The 15,795-nt window shown below is 56.8% G+C and carries 17 protein-coding genes; 11 read left to right on the plus strand and 6 right to left on the minus strand.

The annotated features are described in order from the left end of the window. Positions 1-99: 99 nt before the first annotated feature. From AC6I8C_RS14480 to AC6I8C_RS14490, 3 genes are all read left to right on the plus strand, one after another. Complete coding sequence (locus tag AC6I8C_RS14480) at positions 100-345, plus strand: YmjA family protein (RefSeq protein WP_033783932.1); 246 nt, start codon at positions 100-102, stop codon at positions 343-345. 195 nt (positions 346-540) lie between these two features. After that, complete coding sequence (locus AC6I8C_RS14485) at positions 541-1,029, plus strand: cold-shock protein (protein ID WP_497822880.1); 489 nt, start codon at positions 541-543, stop codon at positions 1,027-1,029. Positions 1,030-1,345: 316 nt separating this feature from the next. Then, positions 1,346-2,200: a PA4780 family RIO1-like protein kinase gene (locus AC6I8C_RS14490; RefSeq protein WP_013358784.1), complete on the plus strand. Its 855-nt coding sequence runs from the start codon at positions 1,346-1,348 to the stop codon at positions 2,198-2,200. Between the two features lie 56 nt (positions 2,201-2,256). On the opposite strand, the gene mgtU is transcribed toward AC6I8C_RS14490, so the two are convergent. Together mgtU and mgtA are read right to left on the minus strand one after the other, a co-directional pair. After that, positions 2,257-2,343 (minus strand): magnesium transporter protection protein MgtU, encoded by an 87-nt coding sequence (mgtU, locus tag AC6I8C_RS14495; RefSeq protein WP_368668636.1) that lies wholly within the window; start codon positions 2,341-2,343, stop codon positions 2,257-2,259. A 10-nt stretch (positions 2,344-2,353) separates the two neighbouring features. Beyond that, entirely contained in the window at positions 2,354-5,056 is a 2,703-nt protein-coding gene (gene mgtA, locus AC6I8C_RS14500) for a magnesium-translocating P-type ATPase (protein ID WP_497822881.1), read from the minus strand. Between the two features lie 657 nt (positions 5,057-5,713). Between mgtA and AC6I8C_RS14505 the strand changes: the two genes are divergently transcribed. The 6 genes from AC6I8C_RS14505 (at position 5,714) to speG (ending at position 11,470) form a co-directional block, all read left to right on the plus strand. After that, positions 5,714-7,282 (plus strand): ABC transporter substrate-binding protein, encoded by a 1,569-nt coding sequence (locus tag AC6I8C_RS14505; RefSeq protein ID WP_278497541.1) that lies wholly within the window; start codon positions 5,714-5,716, stop codon positions 7,280-7,282. After that, positions 7,282-8,334 carry an ABC transporter permease gene (locus AC6I8C_RS14510; protein ID WP_013358787.1) on the plus strand — a complete coding sequence of 351 codons (1,053 nt, stop codon included), beginning with the start codon at positions 7,282-7,284 and terminating at the stop codon, positions 8,332-8,334. Before AC6I8C_RS14505 ends, AC6I8C_RS14510 begins: the two co-directional genes overlap by 1 nt. Continuing rightward, positions 8,331-9,188, plus strand: a complete 858-nt coding sequence (locus AC6I8C_RS14515) for an ABC transporter permease (RefSeq protein ID WP_010257750.1) — start codon at positions 8,331-8,333, stop codon at positions 9,186-9,188. The genes AC6I8C_RS14510 and AC6I8C_RS14515 overlap by 4 nt, the downstream gene beginning before the upstream one ends. Further along, positions 9,178-10,008 carry an ABC transporter ATP-binding protein gene (locus tag AC6I8C_RS14520; protein WP_497822882.1) on the plus strand — a complete coding sequence of 277 codons (831 nt, stop codon included), beginning with the start codon at positions 9,178-9,180 and terminating at the stop codon, positions 10,006-10,008. The genes AC6I8C_RS14515 and AC6I8C_RS14520 overlap by 11 nt, the downstream gene beginning before the upstream one ends. Next, on the plus strand, positions 10,001-10,678 hold the full coding sequence (locus AC6I8C_RS14525) for an ABC transporter ATP-binding protein (protein ID WP_497823349.1): 678 nt from the start codon (positions 10,001-10,003) through the stop codon (positions 10,676-10,678). The genes AC6I8C_RS14520 and AC6I8C_RS14525 overlap by 8 nt, the downstream gene beginning before the upstream one ends. 246 nt (positions 10,679-10,924) lie before the next feature. Further along, complete coding sequence (gene speG / locus AC6I8C_RS14530) at positions 10,925-11,470, plus strand: spermidine N1-acetyltransferase (RefSeq protein WP_003850356.1); 546 nt, start codon at positions 10,925-10,927, stop codon at positions 11,468-11,470. Here speG and AC6I8C_RS14535 read toward each other — a convergent pair whose 3' ends face one another. From AC6I8C_RS14535 to AC6I8C_RS14550, 4 genes are all read right to left on the minus strand, one after another. Further along, positions 11,471-11,890 (minus strand): hypothetical protein, encoded by a 420-nt coding sequence (locus AC6I8C_RS14535; protein WP_003850357.1) that lies wholly within the window; start codon positions 11,888-11,890, stop codon positions 11,471-11,473. 85 nt (positions 11,891-11,975) lie between these two features. Further along, positions 11,976-12,911, minus strand: coding sequence for a homocysteine S-methyltransferase (mmuM, locus tag AC6I8C_RS14540; protein ID WP_497822883.1), 936 nt, complete (start codon positions 12,909-12,911; stop codon positions 11,976-11,978). Next, a complete protein-coding gene (mmuP, locus tag AC6I8C_RS14545; RefSeq protein WP_497822884.1) occupies positions 12,901-14,310 on the minus strand; it encodes an S-methylmethionine permease in 1,410 nt (469 codons plus the stop codon). Before mmuP ends, mmuM begins: the two co-directional genes overlap by 11 nt. A gap of 136 nt (positions 14,311-14,446) precedes the next feature. Continuing rightward, positions 14,447-14,782 (minus strand): DUF2002 family protein, encoded by a 336-nt coding sequence (locus AC6I8C_RS14550; RefSeq protein WP_003850360.1) that lies wholly within the window; start codon positions 14,780-14,782, stop codon positions 14,447-14,449. A gap of 153 nt (positions 14,783-14,935) precedes the next feature. Between AC6I8C_RS14550 and AC6I8C_RS14555 the strand changes: the two genes are divergently transcribed. Together AC6I8C_RS14555 and nrdH are read left to right on the plus strand one after the other, a co-directional pair. Continuing rightward, positions 14,936-15,253, plus strand: coding sequence for a DUF883 family protein (locus AC6I8C_RS14555; protein ID WP_033733577.1), 318 nt, complete (start codon positions 14,936-14,938; stop codon positions 15,251-15,253). Positions 15,254-15,551: 298 nt separating this feature from the next. Then, positions 15,552-15,794: a glutaredoxin-like protein NrdH gene (gene nrdH / locus AC6I8C_RS14560; protein WP_033783939.1), complete on the plus strand. Its 243-nt coding sequence runs from the start codon at positions 15,552-15,554 to the stop codon at positions 15,792-15,794. The last annotated feature ends 1 nt before the right edge of the window (position 15,795 follow it).

The following is a 15,795-nucleotide window of genomic DNA, read 5'->3' on the forward strand; positions in this document are numbered from 1 at the left end:
CTGTTCCCCTTTACAGCCCCAACCTAAACACGAAATAATACCTCCACAAGCCGGGTCAGAATCCGGTCGCTACTTACTTTCAACTCTGCGGATCTCCTTATGAACAACGAAATTTCTCTCAAATATTATGATGTCGCAGACGAGTACGCGACGGAGGCGGCTAAGCCAGTCAGCGAAGCAGAGCGTACTCCGCTAGCGCATTACTTCCAGCTGCTGATCACCCGTCTGATGAATAACGAAGAGATCAGTGAAGAGTCGCAGCAGGATATGGCGCGCGAAGCGGGTATCGATGAGCAGCGTATTGATGATATCGCCGAGTTCCTGAACCGCTGGGGCAACGAGTAAGAGATACGCACCGGCAGACGAGCATTGCGCCGTCCGCCGGTTAACCTTTCTGACCACCGCATTCACCTCCTCGTCGGGCATCCGCCCCAGCCTCTTGCCCGGCCGTAAATTATCATCCAGACTTATATAGTCTGCGCAGGCATTGTGTTTTACACTGCGCGCTGTAAAAAACTGAGTAGATTAAGCAGGCAAAAAATGGCGATGAACGGAATAATCACAACCTGGTTTGAAGATAAAGGTTTTGGCTTTATCAAAGATGAAAACGGTGATAACCGCTATTTTCATGTGATTAAAGTCGCCAATCCTGATCTGATTAAGAAAGATGCGGCGGTGACATTTGAACCCACCACCAACAACAAAGGCTTGTCCGCCTATGCGGTGAAAGTCGCGCCAACCAGCAAATATATCTATATCGCAGGCGAGCGGCTGAAGATCACTTCGATTAAGTCTTACCTGGTTTACAACGAAGAAGTCCCGGTTGATGCTGGTGTCGATAAAGAGAACGCGGTGCTTTCAGTGGGCCTGTTGCTGAATAATATCCGTCCTAAGTCTGACCCGAACGCCAGTGAGATGCGCTCGCTGAAAAAGCTGGCGGTGACTACCTTCCAGGGAACGACACTAATCTTCTCCGAAGATGAGATCGACATCGAAAGCACGGTTAAAGTGCTTAAAGGCCTGAAGTAATCCTGCAGGCAGGCCGGGATTCTGTGAGCAGGATTTCGGCCTTTATGCCCGCATCTGCCTGCCATTCAGGCACATCTCTCTGACATGATGCTGCCCGGTGCCGTGAAAAAGCGAATCTCTGGCAGATAAAACCGCCCTGCTCTCCCGCCTAATCCGTTGTTTATGATAAAACAAAGGTCAAAAGCGCAACGCATCAAGGTTCATCCCCACAACGCGTCTTTCCAGGGTAGAATCAGATACTTTGTTCAGTCATTGCCAATGTTTTCCATCATCGCAAAGTGATACGAAAAGCGGGTGAAATAAGGTATAAAGCCGCATGAAAATCCCAAACAGAATCCAGCCCCTGGTCGATGACGGCCTCATTGACGATGTGCTGCAGCGGCTGAAAAGCGGCAAAGAAGCAGACGTCTATACCGTGCTTTGCGGCGGTAAAGTGCAGTGCGCCAAAGTTTATAAAGAAGCGACCCAGCGTAGCTTTAAGCAGGCGGTGCAGTATCAGGAAGGACGTAAAACCCGCAACAGCCGTAACGCCCGCGCCATGCAGAAAGGCACGAAGTTTGGCCGTAAGCAGCAGGAGGAGTCCTGGCAGACTGCTGAAGTGGACGCCCTGTTCCGCCTGGCTAACGCCGGTGTTCGCGTGCCCCAGCCTTACCTCTGCATTGACGGCGTGTTACTGATGGAGCTGGTGACCGACGCCAATGGCTCTGTCGCGCCGCGCCTCAGCGACGTCACGCTCTCCGAAGAGGAGGCGATCACCGACTTCCACACCATGATTCGCAACATCGTGCGTATGCTCTGTGCCGGTATCGTCCATGGTGACTTATCCGAGTTCAACGTGCTGCTGGACGATCAGGGCCCGGTGATTATTGACCTGCCACAGGCGGTCGATGCGGCAGCCAATAACCATGCTGAGTCGATGTTCGAACGTGACGTAGACAACATCACCTCCTACTACGGTCAGTTTGCTCCGGCGCTGCTGAAGACGCGCTATGCCAAAGAGATCTGGCAACTTTATGAAGATGGCAAACTGACTCCTGAAACACCGCTGACCGGACAGTTTGTCGAAGAGGAGCGCGTGGTGGATATGGATTCGCTGATGGATGAGATCATCACCGCAGAAGATGAGTATTACGAACGCCAGCGCGCCAGCCGTGAGCGCGACGAAGATTAGAAAAAAGGCAGCGAGTTGTCTCGCTGCCTCTGTACTACCGCACTATCACAATCCTTTCATCTAACGACGACCGTCAGCGCAATCAGAGTTAAGCCGATGATCATCACGCCGACAAATACCGTATCGAGTCTGCCTTTTTTCATCTTTGCCTCCCTAGAACCACTGACCAAACCGACGGATATAGAAACGTTTCATGCCCTGCGCCACCAGGCAGTAGCTGAACAGCGTCAGCACCAGCCACGGGAAATATTGCCATGGCAGCGGCACCAGACCGACCATCGCACCCAGCGGTGAGAACGGAATCAGGATGCCCAGCGCCATCACCGCCAGCGTGGTCAGCATCACCGGTAAGGTGGCACGACTCTGGATAAACGGAATCTTCCGGGTACGCAGCATATGTACCACCAGCGTCTGTGACAGCAGTCCCTCGATAAACCAGCCAGACTGGAAAAGCGACTGCACGCCTGCATGGTTAGCACCGAAAACGAACCACATCAGCGCAAAGGTAGTGACGTCAAAAATTGATGACGTCGGGCCCATCCACAGCATGAAGCGTTTAATGTTGCCGGCATCCCATTTACGCGGCTTATTCAGAAACTCACGGTCAACCTTGTCCCACGGCAGGGCCAGCTGGGAAACGTCATACATCAGGTTCTGAATCAGCAGATGAATCGACAGCATCGGCAGAAACGGAATAAAGGCACTGGCCACCAGCAGCGAGAAAACGTTGCCGAAGTTGGAGCTGGCGGTCATGTTGAGATACTTGATGATGTTGCCAAAGGTCTCGCGTCCTTTGAGTACCCCCTCATTCAGCACCTGAAGATCTTTCTCCAGCAGGATGATGTCCGATGAGGCTTTCGCCACATCCGCCGCGCTGTCCACAGAAATACCGGTGTCAGCCGCCCGCAGGGCAGGCGCGTCATTGATACCATCGCCGAGGAATCCGACGGTGTGACCGTTCTGCTGCATCAGGCGCACCAGACGTGATTTCTGCAACGGCGTCAGCTGGGCAAACAGGGTGCAGCGCTCCGCTTCCAGTGCCAGTTCATCGTCGTTCATCGCCTCAATCTGATCGCCGGTCAACATGGCCGGATCGGTCAGCCCGACATCGGCACAGACCCGCAGCGTCACCAGCGGATTATCGCCGGTCAGCACTTTCACCGTTACACCACTGTCGCGCAGGGCTTTAATCGCCTTACCGGCACTGGCTTTTGGTGGATCGCGGAAGGTCAGCATGCCCTGAATAATCAGATCGCGCTCATCACTGTCGCTGAGCGGCGCGTGCAGCTCGCCATCACGGGTTGCCACCAGCAGCACGCGATAGCCCTGCTGATGATAGCGTTCGGTCTGCGCCAGCAGCGCTGCACGCTGTACCGCATCCAGTGCAACGATCGCATCACCCTGCCGCACGGCAACGCTGACTGCCAGCATCTCTTCAACTGCACCTTTGCAGATCAGTTGCGAGCGATGCTGAGTCAGATCTTCCACCAGCACCGACACGCGACGGCGGGTAAAATCAAACGGCAGCTCATCAACCAGCTGATACTGGCTGCGCTGAGTCTGTGAAATGACTTTATCGCCTGCGCAGAGCACGGCGCGATCCATCAGGTTTTTTGCGCCACTCTGGCTGCAACTGTTGAGCCAGGCCAGCAGCAGGACCTGCTCATCTTCACTGCCCTGCGCATCCAGATGATGCGCCAGCAGGATAGTGTCCTGAGTCAGCGTGCCGGTTTTATCGGTGCAGAGCACATCCATCGCGCCAAGATTCTGAATGGCGTTGAGCTTTTTGACGATCACTTTACGCCGGGACATCGCAATGGCGCCTTTGGCCAGATTAGCGCTGACAATCATCGGCAGCATTTCCGGGGTCAGCCCGACCGCGACCGCCAGGGCAAACAGCGTGGCATCCATCCAGTCCCCTTTGGTGAAGCCGTTAATCAGCAGCACCACCGGGACCATCACCAGCATAAAGCGGATCAGCAGCTTGCTGACGCTGTTCACGCCACGGTCAAACGCAGTCTGTGGACGACTTCCGGTCAGCGATGAGGCCAGTGAACCAAACCAGGTTTCGCCTCCGGTCGCAACGACGACGGCGCTGGCTGTGCCGCTGGCCACGCTGGTGCCCATCAGGCAGATGTTCGGTGACGCCAGCAGCTCCTGAGCGGTCTGATCTTCGGTATCAATACCCGCATCGCTGCTGTGTTTTTCAACCGGCAGCGATTCTCCGGTCAGCACCGCTTCACTGATAAACAGATTACGTGAGCTCAGCAGACGCACATCGGCAGGCACCTGATCGCCGGTGCTGAGCAGAATAATGTCGCCCGGCACCAGCTCACTCATATCCACATCCTGGCGCTGCGCGGTTTCACTGCCGGGCTCCCGCCGCAGCACGGTGACCTGGCTGCGAACCAGTGACTGCAGCGCCTGCGCAGCACGGTTGGTCCGAAACTCCTGCCAGAAGCGCAGCAGCCCGCTCAGCATCACCATGGTACAGATGATGATGACGCCCGAGAGATCGGTCTCCTGACCGGCGCGCAGCGGCAATATATAGTCGGTAAAGAAGCTCACCAACGCCAGGACCAGCAGGACGTAGATGAACGGGTTATTAAACGCCATCAGCAGCTGAATCAGCGCCGGTGGTGCTTTCTCATGTGCCACTTCGTTGCGGCCATACAGGGCCAGTCGTTTCGCCGCTTCAGCCTGAGTCAGACCCTGACGCTGACTGCGCAGGTTCGCCAGCGTCATCTCAACGTGCTGGCCTGCCTGCTGTGCGACAGCAAATATTTTTTTACTTTTTTTATCGTTACGGTTGCCGGATGAAGTGATCGCAACCTGTTCCAGTTTCATGTCGCTCATTTCGACATCTCCCTGATTTAAGGCAATAGTTGTCCTGCACGCAAAATAAGGTGCATGGATAAAACCTGGCGTGGCCGGGTTATTTTATGAGGCGACCTTCAGGAATAATGACGTTATTCCGCCTGCGTGAAAAATAATGACGCGCGCAGGATGACGTAACGCCTGTTAAGCGCTGCGTTTTAAAGGTCTGATATCGGCGTTCGGGCGCAGCCTGAGCTACGCCAGTCGGGGTGGAGGAAAAAGGGCTAAGATAAACAGCAGCATAACGTGCACTCCTGTAGCTGACAGGATTAAAAAAAGGAGCACGATCGTTAATTAAAGCGGGGATCGCTGCTCGCCGGTTGGCAAGCAGCAGAGAAAATTCAGCTTGCCAGAATTAAAGTTAATCGGGTATCACTGTCCAACTGAATTCTCCTGAAGTTATTTGCCGCTATTATAGAGAGAGGAAAATTGGGGTAAAGCGATTCAGAAATAAATAACCGCTTCGTTGAGGATTTGTTTCTGCTCAGGTTGCCGCTTCGGTAACAACATGGCGATCTTCTTATAACCACAACCTAACACTTATAACCTTTTGGCATATGGTTAGCCTATATTAGACTATTCTTCGCATCGGCCCTTTCGTAAACTCGCGTAACTTTTTAGAGGCAAGGAAATTTCATGAAAACTATAATTCCATCACTGCTGGCGCTGACGCTGGCTGCCGCCTTCACAGCACAGGCCGCAACACCAAAAGATACGCTGGTGATTGCCCAATCTACCGACGACGCCGACAGCTTCGACCCGGCCAAAGGGTTTGAACTGACCAGCGTTCAGGCTTTTACGAATATCTATCAGCGTCTGGTACAGTCTGACCCGCAGAATCCGGTGGACCTGAAACCGACACTGGCCACTTCGTGGCAGCCCGGCAGTGACAACCGCAGCCTGACCTTTGAACTGCGCAAAGATGCGAAATTCTCCACCGGTAACCCGCTGCGTCCGGAAGATGTGATCTTCTCGCTGGGCCGCGTGGTGAAGCTGAACCTCGATCCCTCTTTCATCCTGACGCAGCTCGGCTGGACCAAAGATAACGTCGATGGCTTCCTGAAGAAGGTTGACGACAATCATGTGCAGATCAGCTGGACCGCCAACGTCAGCCCGACTTACGTACTGAGCCTGCTCTCTGCGCCGGTCTCGTCCATTGTCGATGAAAAAACCGCGATGGCGAACGCGAAGAACGGCGATTTCGGTAACGCCTGGCTGGCAACCCACTCCGCGGGCAGCGGTCCGTATCAGATCCGCAAAGTGGTGATGCATCAGGTGGTGCTGCTCAGCGCCAACCCGACTTCACCGGCGGGCGCGCCAAAAATGAAGAACATCCTGATCAAGAACGTGCCGGAACCGGCGGCGCGTCGTCTGCTGCTGGAACAGGGTGATGCCGATATCGCCCGTAACCTGGGTGCCGATCAGATTGCTGCGCTAAACGGCAAACCTGGCGTGAAGACAGAAGCGATTCCAATGGCGTCGCTCTACTACATCCAGTTCAACATCGGCGCGAACGACACGATGAAGAACCCGGCCTTCTGGGAAGCGGCACGCTACCTGTGGGATTACAAAGGTATTGCTAATGAGCTGCTGAAAGGTCAGTTCGACGTGCATCAGAGCTTCCTGCCGAAGGGCTTCCTGGGCGCAATCAACGACACGCCATACAGCTACGACCCGGAAAAAGCCAAAGCGATTCTGAAGAAAGCGGGCCTGAACAACGTCACCTTCAAGCTTTCCACCAGCAACCAGCCGCCTTATCTGGATATTGCGCAGGCGCTGCAGGGCAGCTTCGCCAAAGCGGGCGTGAAAGTTGAAGTGGTGCCCGGCCTGAGCTCCGAAGTCTCAACCAACGTGAAAGCGCATAAATATGAAGCGACGCTGAACGCCTGGGGCTCCGACTACTTCGATCCGAACACCAACGCCGCCTCGTTTGCATACAATCCGGAAGATGGCAGCAAAACCATCGCCTTCCGTTCAGACTGGCACATTCCTGAGCTGAACAAGCAGGTCATTGCGGCCACTGCGGAAAGCGATCCGAAGAAGCGCATCGCGCTGTATGAAGCGATGCAGCGTGAAGTGATGAAGAACTCCCCTTACGTGATTGGCATGCAGGCGAAGAACCTGATTGCCCTGCGCGACAACCTGAAAGGCTATGTACAGGGCATTAACCCTGACATGGTGTATTACTCGCAGGTCACTAAGTAATGGCACAGTCTGTTCCTTCAGCCGGGTTCGCCCGGCTTTTTTGGCAGCGTGGCGGACGGCTGATCGGTAGCGTGTTGTCGCTGCTGGTCACGCTGCTTGGCCTGCTCGCCTTCACCTTTATGCTGTCGCATCTCTCGCCGATTGACCCGGTGCAGCAGATTGCCGGCGATCACGCCAGTGAAGCAACCTATCAACAGGTGCGTCACGACCTGGGGCTCGACCAGCCGGTGCTGATGCAGTTCTGGCGCTACATCGAACATCTGGCGCAGGGCGATCTGGGCGTCTCCCGTCTGACCAATCAGTCAGTGAGTGGCGACCTGATGACCACCTTCCCCGCCACCATTGAGCTGGCGACCTGCGCAATGATCTTCGCGGTGGTGTTCGGTGTCACGCTGGCGCTGCTGGCGGCATGGAAACCGGGCAGCTGGATCGACAACCTCGCGCGCTTTATCTCGCTGCTGGGCTACTCGGTGCCGGTGTTCTGGCTCGGCCTGCTGGGCCTGCTGCTCTTTTATGCGGTGCTGCACTGGTCCGCCGGACCGGGACGGCTGGATGATATCTGGGTCTATACCCTGGAGCCGAAGACCGGCTTTGTGCTGATCGACAGCTGGCTGTCGGGTGAACCGGAGATGTTCCGCAATGCGATTGCGCACCTCTGGCTGCCGGTGGTGATCCTCGGCCTGCTGGCGATGGCGGGCATTACCCGCCTGCTGCGTGCTGCGCTGCTGGAAGAGAGCAGCAAAGAGTATGTGGTGCTGGCGCGTGCTAAAGGCGCGGGTCGGGTGCGCATCCTGCTGCGCCATATCTTCCCTAACGTGCTGGGCACTCTGGTTACGGTGATCGCCCTCTCCTATGCCACCCTGCTGGAAGGTTCGGTGCTGACCGAAACCGTCTTCGCCTGGCCGGGTGTGGGTCGCTACATGACCAATGCACTGTTCTCCGGCGATGTGCCGGCAATTCTGGGCTCCACCCTGTTGATCGGTAGCTGCTTTATTCTGATTAACGCCCTGGCGGATGTTTTAACCTGGTTAACCGATCCGAGAACCCGATGACGCAACAACTCTCTGAACTCGAAACGCTGCGACCACGCCGTCGCCGTCAACGCGTGACCTCGTTAACCGTTGGGCTGACGCTGGTGGCGATTCTTATCCTGATGGCGCTGCTGGCACCGCTGATTGCGCCGTTCGATCCGAACGTGCAGACCATGTCGAGCCGCCTGCTGGCCCCGTCGGCACAGCACTGGTTCGGCACCGACGGCTTTGGCCGCGATCTGCTGTCGCGCGTGATTTACGGCGCACGTCCTACGCTGCTGCTGGTGTCGCTGATTCTGGTGCTGACCATTCCGGCCGGGCTGCTGATCGGCATCACCGCCGGTTACGTAGGCGGCTGGACTGAACGCCTGCTGATGCGCATTACCGATATCTTCCTGTCGCTGCCGAACCTGGTGATCGCGCTGGCGCTGGTGGCGATTCTCGGCCCTGGCCTGATGAATGGGGCGCTGGCACTGGCGCTGACCAGCTGGCCGCCGTTTGCCCGTCAGGCGCGCGCTGAAACCCTGGCGCTGCGCCGCAGCGACTACCTTGCCGCTGCGCGGATGCAGGGGATTACGGGCTTTCGCCTGATGTTCGGTCATATCCTGCCACTCTGTATGCCAACGGCGGTGGTCCGCGCCGCGCTGAGCCTGGGCGGGATTATCCTGGCCGCGGCCGGTCTCGGCTTCCTCGGCATGGGCGTTCAGCCGCCCACGGCGGAATGGGGTTCAATGGTCGCCGAAGGCAGTAAAGTGATCTTCGATCAGTGGTGGGTTGCTGCCGCACCGGGCGCAGCCATTCTGTTTGCCAGTTTGGCCTTTAACCTGACAGGCGATGGCCTGCGCGACCGACTGGATACCCGTCATGCAAAATAATCTGCTCCATGCCGAAGGGCTGACCATTCGGAGCGATGATGCGCTGCTGGTCGATAACATCAGTTTTTCCGTGGGCCGCGAGCGTGTGGCGCTGGTCGGTGAGTCCGGTTCCGGCAAGTCACTCACTGCCCGCAGCCTGATGGGCTTGCTCTCGCCCGCGCTGCATCTGCAGGCCAGCCAGCTTCAGGTCGCCGGTGAGAATGTGCTGACGCTGAGTGAGCGTCACTGGAACCAGCTGCGCGGTAACCGCGTGGCGATGGTGATGCAGGACCCAAAGTATGCCCTTAATCCGACGCGTACGATTGGCTGGCAGGTGGAAGAGCCGCTGATCCTGCATCGCCGTCTGAGCCGTACCGAGCGCAAAGAGAAGGTGTGCGAGATGCTGGATGCGGTCGGCCTGCCCGATCCGCGTCGTCTGATGCAGCAGTATCCGCATCAGCTCTCTGGCGGTATGGGCCAGCGTGTGATGCTGGCGATCGCGCTGATCACCGATCCTGACTTCCTGATCGCCGATGAACCGACCTCCGCGCTGGATCACGCCATGCGCGATCAGGTGCTGGCGCTGATCCGCGGTCTGGTGGAAGCGCGCAACATGGGTCTGCTCCTGATCAGCCATGATTTGCAGCAGGTCTCGGAACATTGCGAGCGGGTCATGGTGATGTACAAAGGCCGGTTGCTGGATACGCTGCCCGCCGCCGATCTGCCGCGCGCGACCCATCCCTATACCCGCACGCTTTGGGCCTGCCGCCCGGGTAAAGCGACTCACGGCCAGGCTTTACCGGTGCTGGATCGCGCTGCGCTGGAGGCGAATGATGATTAAGCTTAAGGATTTAAGCGTAGCCCACAAACAGGGTTACGAGCTACGCACCGTGGTGCACGGGGTTAATCTGGAGGTTAACGCTGGCGAGTGTTTTGGTCTGGTGGGGCCTTCAGGCTGCGGCAAGTCGTCGCTGCTGTGGGTGCTGGCGGGCCTAAATCCACACTGGCAGGGCCAGATGCAGCTTGCCGGTCACGAGGTTCAGCCGGGCAAAGCCTTTACCGGCGCACTGCGTCAGGAAGTGCAGATGGTGTTTCAGGATCCTTATGCCTCGCTGCATCCACGTCACCGCCTGCGCCGCACGCTGGCGGAGCCGCTGAAGCTGCTGAAACGCGACAATATCAACGATCGTATCGATCAGAGCTTTCGTCACGTCGGACTCGATCCTGCGCTGGCAGATCGCTATCCGCATCAGCTCTCCGGCGGTCAGCGTCAGCGCGTCGCTATCGTGCGTGCCCTGCTGCTGCAGCCGAAGATCCTGCTGCTGGATGAGCCGACGTCGGCGCTGGATATGTCAGTGCAGGCCGAGATCCTTAATCTGCTCAACGATCTGAAGCGGCAGGATGGCCTGACCATGGTGCTGGTCAGTCACGATCCCGACGTTATTGATCACATGTGCGATCGCGCCGTGCGCATGGCGCAGGGTCGCATCATCGAGCAGATCTCTGCCTGAACTCAGGCCGGACGGCGTTCACCTGCCGTCCGGCGCTGCTGCATCCACTGCGCCTTTCTGTAACATCCCCTTCTTCCACCTTCAGTCTCATACTCTCTATTGCCAGAACGGCGCGCTGTCCTCTTCCTCTGAGTCATTTGATTGCCACGCGACGCTGTAGACTGAAGCAGGCACGCGAATGCGCAAAACGCAGCGGCTGGCTGATGCGGTATACTCGCGACCATTATTTCATGAGAGGAAAAGGCAATGACGGTAAAACTGCGTCCGCTGGAGCGGGAAGATCTGCACTTTGTCCATCAACTGGATAACAACGCCAGCGTGATGCGCTACTGGTTCGAGGAGCCTTATGAGGCATTTGTGGAGCTGTCCGATCTCTACAACAAGCACATTCACGATCAGACCGAACGCCGCTTTGTGGTGGAGCACAGCGGGCAGAAAGCGGGATTAGTGGAACTGGTCGAGATTAACCATGTGCACCGCCGCGCTGAGTTTCAGATCATTATCGATCCGGCGCATCAGGGCAAAGGGCTGGCCACGCAGGCGGCAAAGCTGGCGATGGACTACGGCTTCTCGGTGCTGAATCTTTATAAGCTCTACCTGATTGTCGATCAGGAGAACGAAAAAGCGATCCACATCTACACCAAGCTCGGCTTCGAGATCGAAGGCGTGCTTAAGCATGAGTTTTTCATTAACGGGGAGTACCGCAACACCATCCGCATGTGCATTTTCCAGCATCAGTATCTGGAACGCCATAAAACGCCAGGCGGAATGGTGAAGCCGACCGCGCAGTAATCAGCCGCGCGCGCCAACCGGGTTCATAAAGGGACGCGGATGTTCCGGCTTGAGGTCGTACATGCCGCCATAGAAGGGATCAACCAGCAGCCAGCCGGGGAATCCACCCAGCGGAATGTTGCCCAGCAGATACCAGAGGTTAGCGCGCGCCTCGATCGGCACCGTAACCGGCACGTAGCCCGGACTTTCCAGCATCAGCAGGTAGTGCTTTTTGCCGAAGTAGCGACCGGTCGATTTGGCCAGCTCAACGGTCTGCGGCGTGAAACCCTGCGCCACTGCATAGCCACGCTCATCCTGCACGGTAAAGCGCGCGCCCTGCGGCAGAGAGTCGATGCGCACCATCTGGGTTTCAGTGCCGACAATGGTGGCACAGCCGCTAAGCAGCAGCGCGGCGGCCAGAGCCAGAATTCGCTGTTTCATGAAGGGGTCCACAGAGTGATCAGTGATCAGAGTGTAGACCGCCCTCTTCATCTCAATCGGGCTATCATCGCCCGATTCAGCCAGCTTATTGCGGTTGACAAGCGCGGGCGATAGCTGCGATGTCGTTGGGAGAGGTACGGCAGCAGCCGCCAATCAGCTTCGCGCCCGCCTGTTGCCACTCGTCCAGCTTGTCATGCAGCGTGCAGCCCGAGGGCGCTGAATGCCAGGTTTTGCTGTCGGCATCATACTGCTCGCCGGAGTTGGGATAGACCACCAGCGGTTTGTCGGTCAGCTTCTGCAGCTGGCGCAGCGCAGGCGTCACGCTCTCAAGTGCCACGCAGTTGATCCCAATGGCCACCACCTGTGGCTGCTGATTCAGCCAGCTCACCACCTCTGACAGCGGCGTGCCGTCGCTGATGTGTCCGGCGTCACGCAGGGTAAACGTGAACCAGGCGCGGCTTTCAGGAAATTCAGCCAGCAGCTTCACCAGCGCCTGCGCTTCAGCAAAGGAAGGCAGTGTTTCACAGGCCAACAGATCGGCACCCGCCGCCAGCAGCGCCTGCACGCGCGGGCGGTGAAACGCCATCATCTCCGCTTCCGGCAACGCGTAGTCGCCGCGATATTCCGAACCATCCGCCAGGAAGGCACCATACGGCCCCACCGATCCCGCCACCAGCAGCGTTTTCGCATCGGGCCGTACCGCCAGGTAATCGTGACGGGCGCGGCGCGCCAGTTCGACGCTCTGGGCGATCAACGCCAGTGACTGCGCCTCATCAAGCCCACGAGTTGCAAAGCCCTGCGGCGTCGCCTGGTAGCTGGCAGTGATGGCACAGCGTGCCCCGGCAACAAAATAGTCGTAGTGAACCTGGTAGATCAGCTCAGGATTTTCCATCAGCACTTTCGCTGACCAGAGCGCATCGGCCAGATGGCAGCCGCGGGCTTCCAGCTCGGTGGCCAGCGCGCCATCCAGAATCAGCAATGGCGACTCCGTTAAAGCCTGCGCGACAGGGTTATGCGACATCTTTGGCCTCCTCAGGCTTCGGGAATGATTTGTGGGTCAGATGGTAAGCGGCATAGCAGAACAGCACAAACGGGATGCCACACCACAGCGCGATACGCTGGGTCGGATCAAATGCCAGCCCGACACAGGCCAGCAGGCAGAGCAGGAAGCCCAGAATCGGCGTCAGCGGATAGAGCGGCGCGCGGTAGCCCAGCTCGGCCAGCGATTTGCCCTGCTGAAGATGACGGCGACGGAAAACGAAATGCGAGGCGCAGATACTGAGCCAGACCGCGACCACCGCGAAACCAGAGATAGCCGACAGCGCCACAAATACCGTGTCCGGTGCGACCACGCTGGAAACCAGCGCCAGTAAGCCACCGATCATGCTGATGCTGATAGCCAGCAGCGGCACGCCCCGCTTGTTCACCCGGGCAAAGGCGCGCGGCAACGTGTTTTCATTAGCCAGCGACCAGAGCATACGCCCGGAAGCATAGAGGCCCGAGTTGGCCGCAGAGAGGATTGCGGTCAGGATCACAAAGTTAATGATGTCTGCGGCATAAGGAATGCCGATTTTTTCGAAGACCAGCACAAACGGGCTTTTCACAATCCCGGCCTGATCCATCGGAATCAGCGCCGCCAGCACAAATACGGTGCCGATAAAGAAGATAATCAGTCGGGCCACCGTCGTGCGGATCGCCAGCGGCAACACTTTCTCCGGCTGCTGAGTTTCACCGGCAGCAATCCCGATCAGCTCAGTGCCGGAAAAGGCGAAGTTCACCGCTACCATCGTCATCAGAATCGGCAGTACGCCATTCGGCAGCCAGCCGTGCGCGGTGAGATTGCTCAGGCCCGGCGCGGGCGTGCCATCTTTCATCGGGATAAAGCCAAACATTGCCGCGCCGCCCAGCACGATAAAGGCGACAATCGTGACGACTTTTATCAGCGAGAACCAGAACTCTCCTTCCGCGAAGAAGCGGGTTGAGATGACGTTGAGCAGATAGATGGCGCAGCAGAAGACCAGGCACCAGATCCACACCGGGATCTGCGGGAACCAGTACTGCATACAGAAGCCCGCCGCCGTCAGGCTGGAACCAAGCGCCACCGTCCAGGTCAGCCAGTAGAGCCAGGCCACGGTGTAGCCGGTTGCCGGGCTAAGGTAGCGAGCAGCGTAAACGTGGAACGCACCGGTTTCCGGCATCGCTACGGAAAGTTCGCCCAGACAGACCATCACCAGCCAGACGACCAGCGCACCAATCAGATAGGCGAGCAGCGTACCCGCCGCGCCAGTGGTTGAAATAATGTAGCCGGTATTAAAAAACAGGCCAGTGCCGATCACGCCTCCCAGCGATAACATCACCAGATGGCGCACTTTCATGGTGCGTTTAAATTGTTCCTGCGAGGGAGTTGGCTGTTCGCTCATCACTTTTATCCATATGGACGTCTAAACATCTATAAGGGACAAATTTATACGCGTCACAGCCGGTAATTGCAACGGCAGGGTAAACAGGGAGGATGGTCAGGTGGTTCAGTGCCCCGTCGCGGCGGGGCCTGATGCGTTAGCCGAAAACGCTTTGAATATAGCGTTCCAGCGCCATGCGGGAACTGAATCCGTGCGGGATGCCGTAATGTTCCTGTGAATCACCCGCCAGGTAGAGAGGGAATTGGGTGTAGTGATCGCAGGTCTTCATTTCTGAAGCAGGTTCAGCGAACGGCTGGCTCTTCTCTTTCAGCGTCGGGTGAATCACTAAAGCCATGCGCCCCATGCGCGCTTCGCGATTCACATAAACGTAGTTCTCACCACGGCGATAGCCATAGGCCCGTGGAGTAATTTCATCGACTTCGAAACCCGCTTTTTCCAGTACGCGCGCTACCTCATCTGGTCGTAAATACATGCTCGATCCTCTCCTCTTTCAAAAGCTTCGCAACCTTACATCAGCATGACAGAGTGGGCATTCGGAATTTTCCCTAAAGAACACTCCCGCGTCTCGTTTATCAAAAGGTCGTCTACACTAGTATTACGTTTTTAAATCAAAGGGAGCTAAAAAATGTTTAATCGCACTGTAAAAAACGATGACATTGATATCAATCAGGATGTAAATGAGTTGGCCGATTCACTCGAAGCGCTGTTGAAATCTTATGGCAGTGACGCCAAAGACGAAGTGGATTCTGCCCGCAGTCAGGCAGAGAAACTGCTGAAGCAGACCCGCTCTAAACTGAACGGTGGCAGCAACCGCGTATCTCAGGTTGCACGTGATGCTGGTGCACAGGTTGATACCTACGTGCATGACAAACCATGGCACGGTGTCGGTGTCGGTGCCGCGTTTGGTATCGTAGTGGGTATACTGCTGGCTTCACGCCGCTAAGTACAAAAAATCCCCCGAGCCCTGCCCCGTGCGGGGCTTTTTTTTGCCCTTTTTCCGGCCTGCGTCATTTACAAAAAAAATTTTCCTGGCGGCAGGGCGCATCCCTGCTGGCTTTGCCTGAGTTGCGCAAATGCAAATCATAAAACCCTATATCTGGTGGGCTTGACCCCTCAAACCACTACATCTAGTATTTACCTCATCAGCACGACACCAGATGCCTGCCCGAATGAAGGCCGCAACAGGCTGCATCAGCTTTATTTCCGGGCATCAGAACCGCATACAGAGGGAAATACGAATCATGCGCATTATTATTTACACTAAAGATAACTGTGTCCAGTGTACGGCGACCAAAAATGCGATGGACCGTCAGGGTCTCGCCTATCAACTCATCAATCTCGACAGCCAGCCGGATGCGATTGATAACCTGAAAACACTGGGTTACCGCCAGGTACCGGTGGTGATGGCAGATAACGATCACTGGAGCGGCTTCCGCCCGGACAAGATCGCCACGCTGCGCCAGCTTGCCGCTGTCGGAGGCTAAC

The organism is Pantoea sp. X-Soil-YNGN-844 (assembly GCF_059730595.1).

What these genes read in the sequence shown, in the direction of transcription:
- mgtU (WP_368668636.1), bottom strand. Translation starts at nt 2,343, where the DNA reads ATGAAAAAAGGCAGACTCGATACGGTATTTGTCGGCGTGATGATCATC.
- AC6I8C_RS14505 (WP_278497541.1), top strand. Translation starts at nt 5,714, where the DNA reads ATGAAAACTATAATTCCATCACTGCTGGCGCTGACGCTGGCTGCCGCC.
- mmuP (WP_497822884.1), bottom strand. Translation starts at nt 14,310, where the DNA reads ATGAGCGAACAGCCAACTCCCTCGCAGGAACAATTTAAACGCACCATG.
- AC6I8C_RS14490 (WP_013358784.1), top strand. Translation starts at nt 1,346, where the DNA reads ATGAAAATCCCAAACAGAATCCAGCCCCTGGTCGATGACGGCCTCATT.
- AC6I8C_RS14550 (WP_003850360.1), bottom strand. Translation starts at nt 14,782, where the DNA reads ATGTATTTACGACCAGATGAGGTAGCGCGCGTACTGGAAAAAGCGGGT.
- speG (WP_003850356.1), top strand. Translation starts at nt 10,925, where the DNA reads ATGACGGTAAAACTGCGTCCGCTGGAGCGGGAAGATCTGCACTTTGTC.
- AC6I8C_RS14520 (WP_497822882.1), top strand. Translation starts at nt 9,178, where the DNA reads ATGCAAAATAATCTGCTCCATGCCGAAGGGCTGACCATTCGGAGCGAT.
- AC6I8C_RS14485 (WP_497822880.1), top strand. Translation starts at nt 541, where the DNA reads ATGGCGATGAACGGAATAATCACAACCTGGTTTGAAGATAAAGGTTTT.
- nrdH (WP_033783939.1), top strand. Translation starts at nt 15,552, where the DNA reads ATGCGCATTATTATTTACACTAAAGATAACTGTGTCCAGTGTACGGCG.
- AC6I8C_RS14480 (WP_033783932.1), top strand. Translation starts at nt 100, where the DNA reads ATGAACAACGAAATTTCTCTCAAATATTATGATGTCGCAGACGAGTAC.
- AC6I8C_RS14555 (WP_033733577.1), top strand. Translation starts at nt 14,936, where the DNA reads ATGTTTAATCGCACTGTAAAAAACGATGACATTGATATCAATCAGGAT.
- mgtA (WP_497822881.1), bottom strand. Translation starts at nt 5,056, where the DNA reads ATGAGCGACATGAAACTGGAACAGGTTGCGATCACTTCATCCGGCAAC.
- AC6I8C_RS14535 (WP_003850357.1), bottom strand. Translation starts at nt 11,890, where the DNA reads ATGAAACAGCGAATTCTGGCTCTGGCCGCCGCGCTGCTGCTTAGCGGC.
- mmuM (WP_497822883.1), bottom strand. Translation starts at nt 12,911, where the DNA reads ATGTCGCATAACCCTGTCGCGCAGGCTTTAACGGAGTCGCCATTGCTG.
- AC6I8C_RS14510 (WP_013358787.1), top strand. Translation starts at nt 7,282, where the DNA reads ATGGCACAGTCTGTTCCTTCAGCCGGGTTCGCCCGGCTTTTTTGGCAG.
- AC6I8C_RS14515 (WP_010257750.1), top strand. Translation starts at nt 8,331, where the DNA reads ATGACGCAACAACTCTCTGAACTCGAAACGCTGCGACCACGCCGTCGC.
- AC6I8C_RS14525 (WP_497823349.1), top strand. Translation starts at nt 10,001, where the DNA reads ATGATTAAGCTTAAGGATTTAAGCGTAGCCCACAAACAGGGTTACGAG.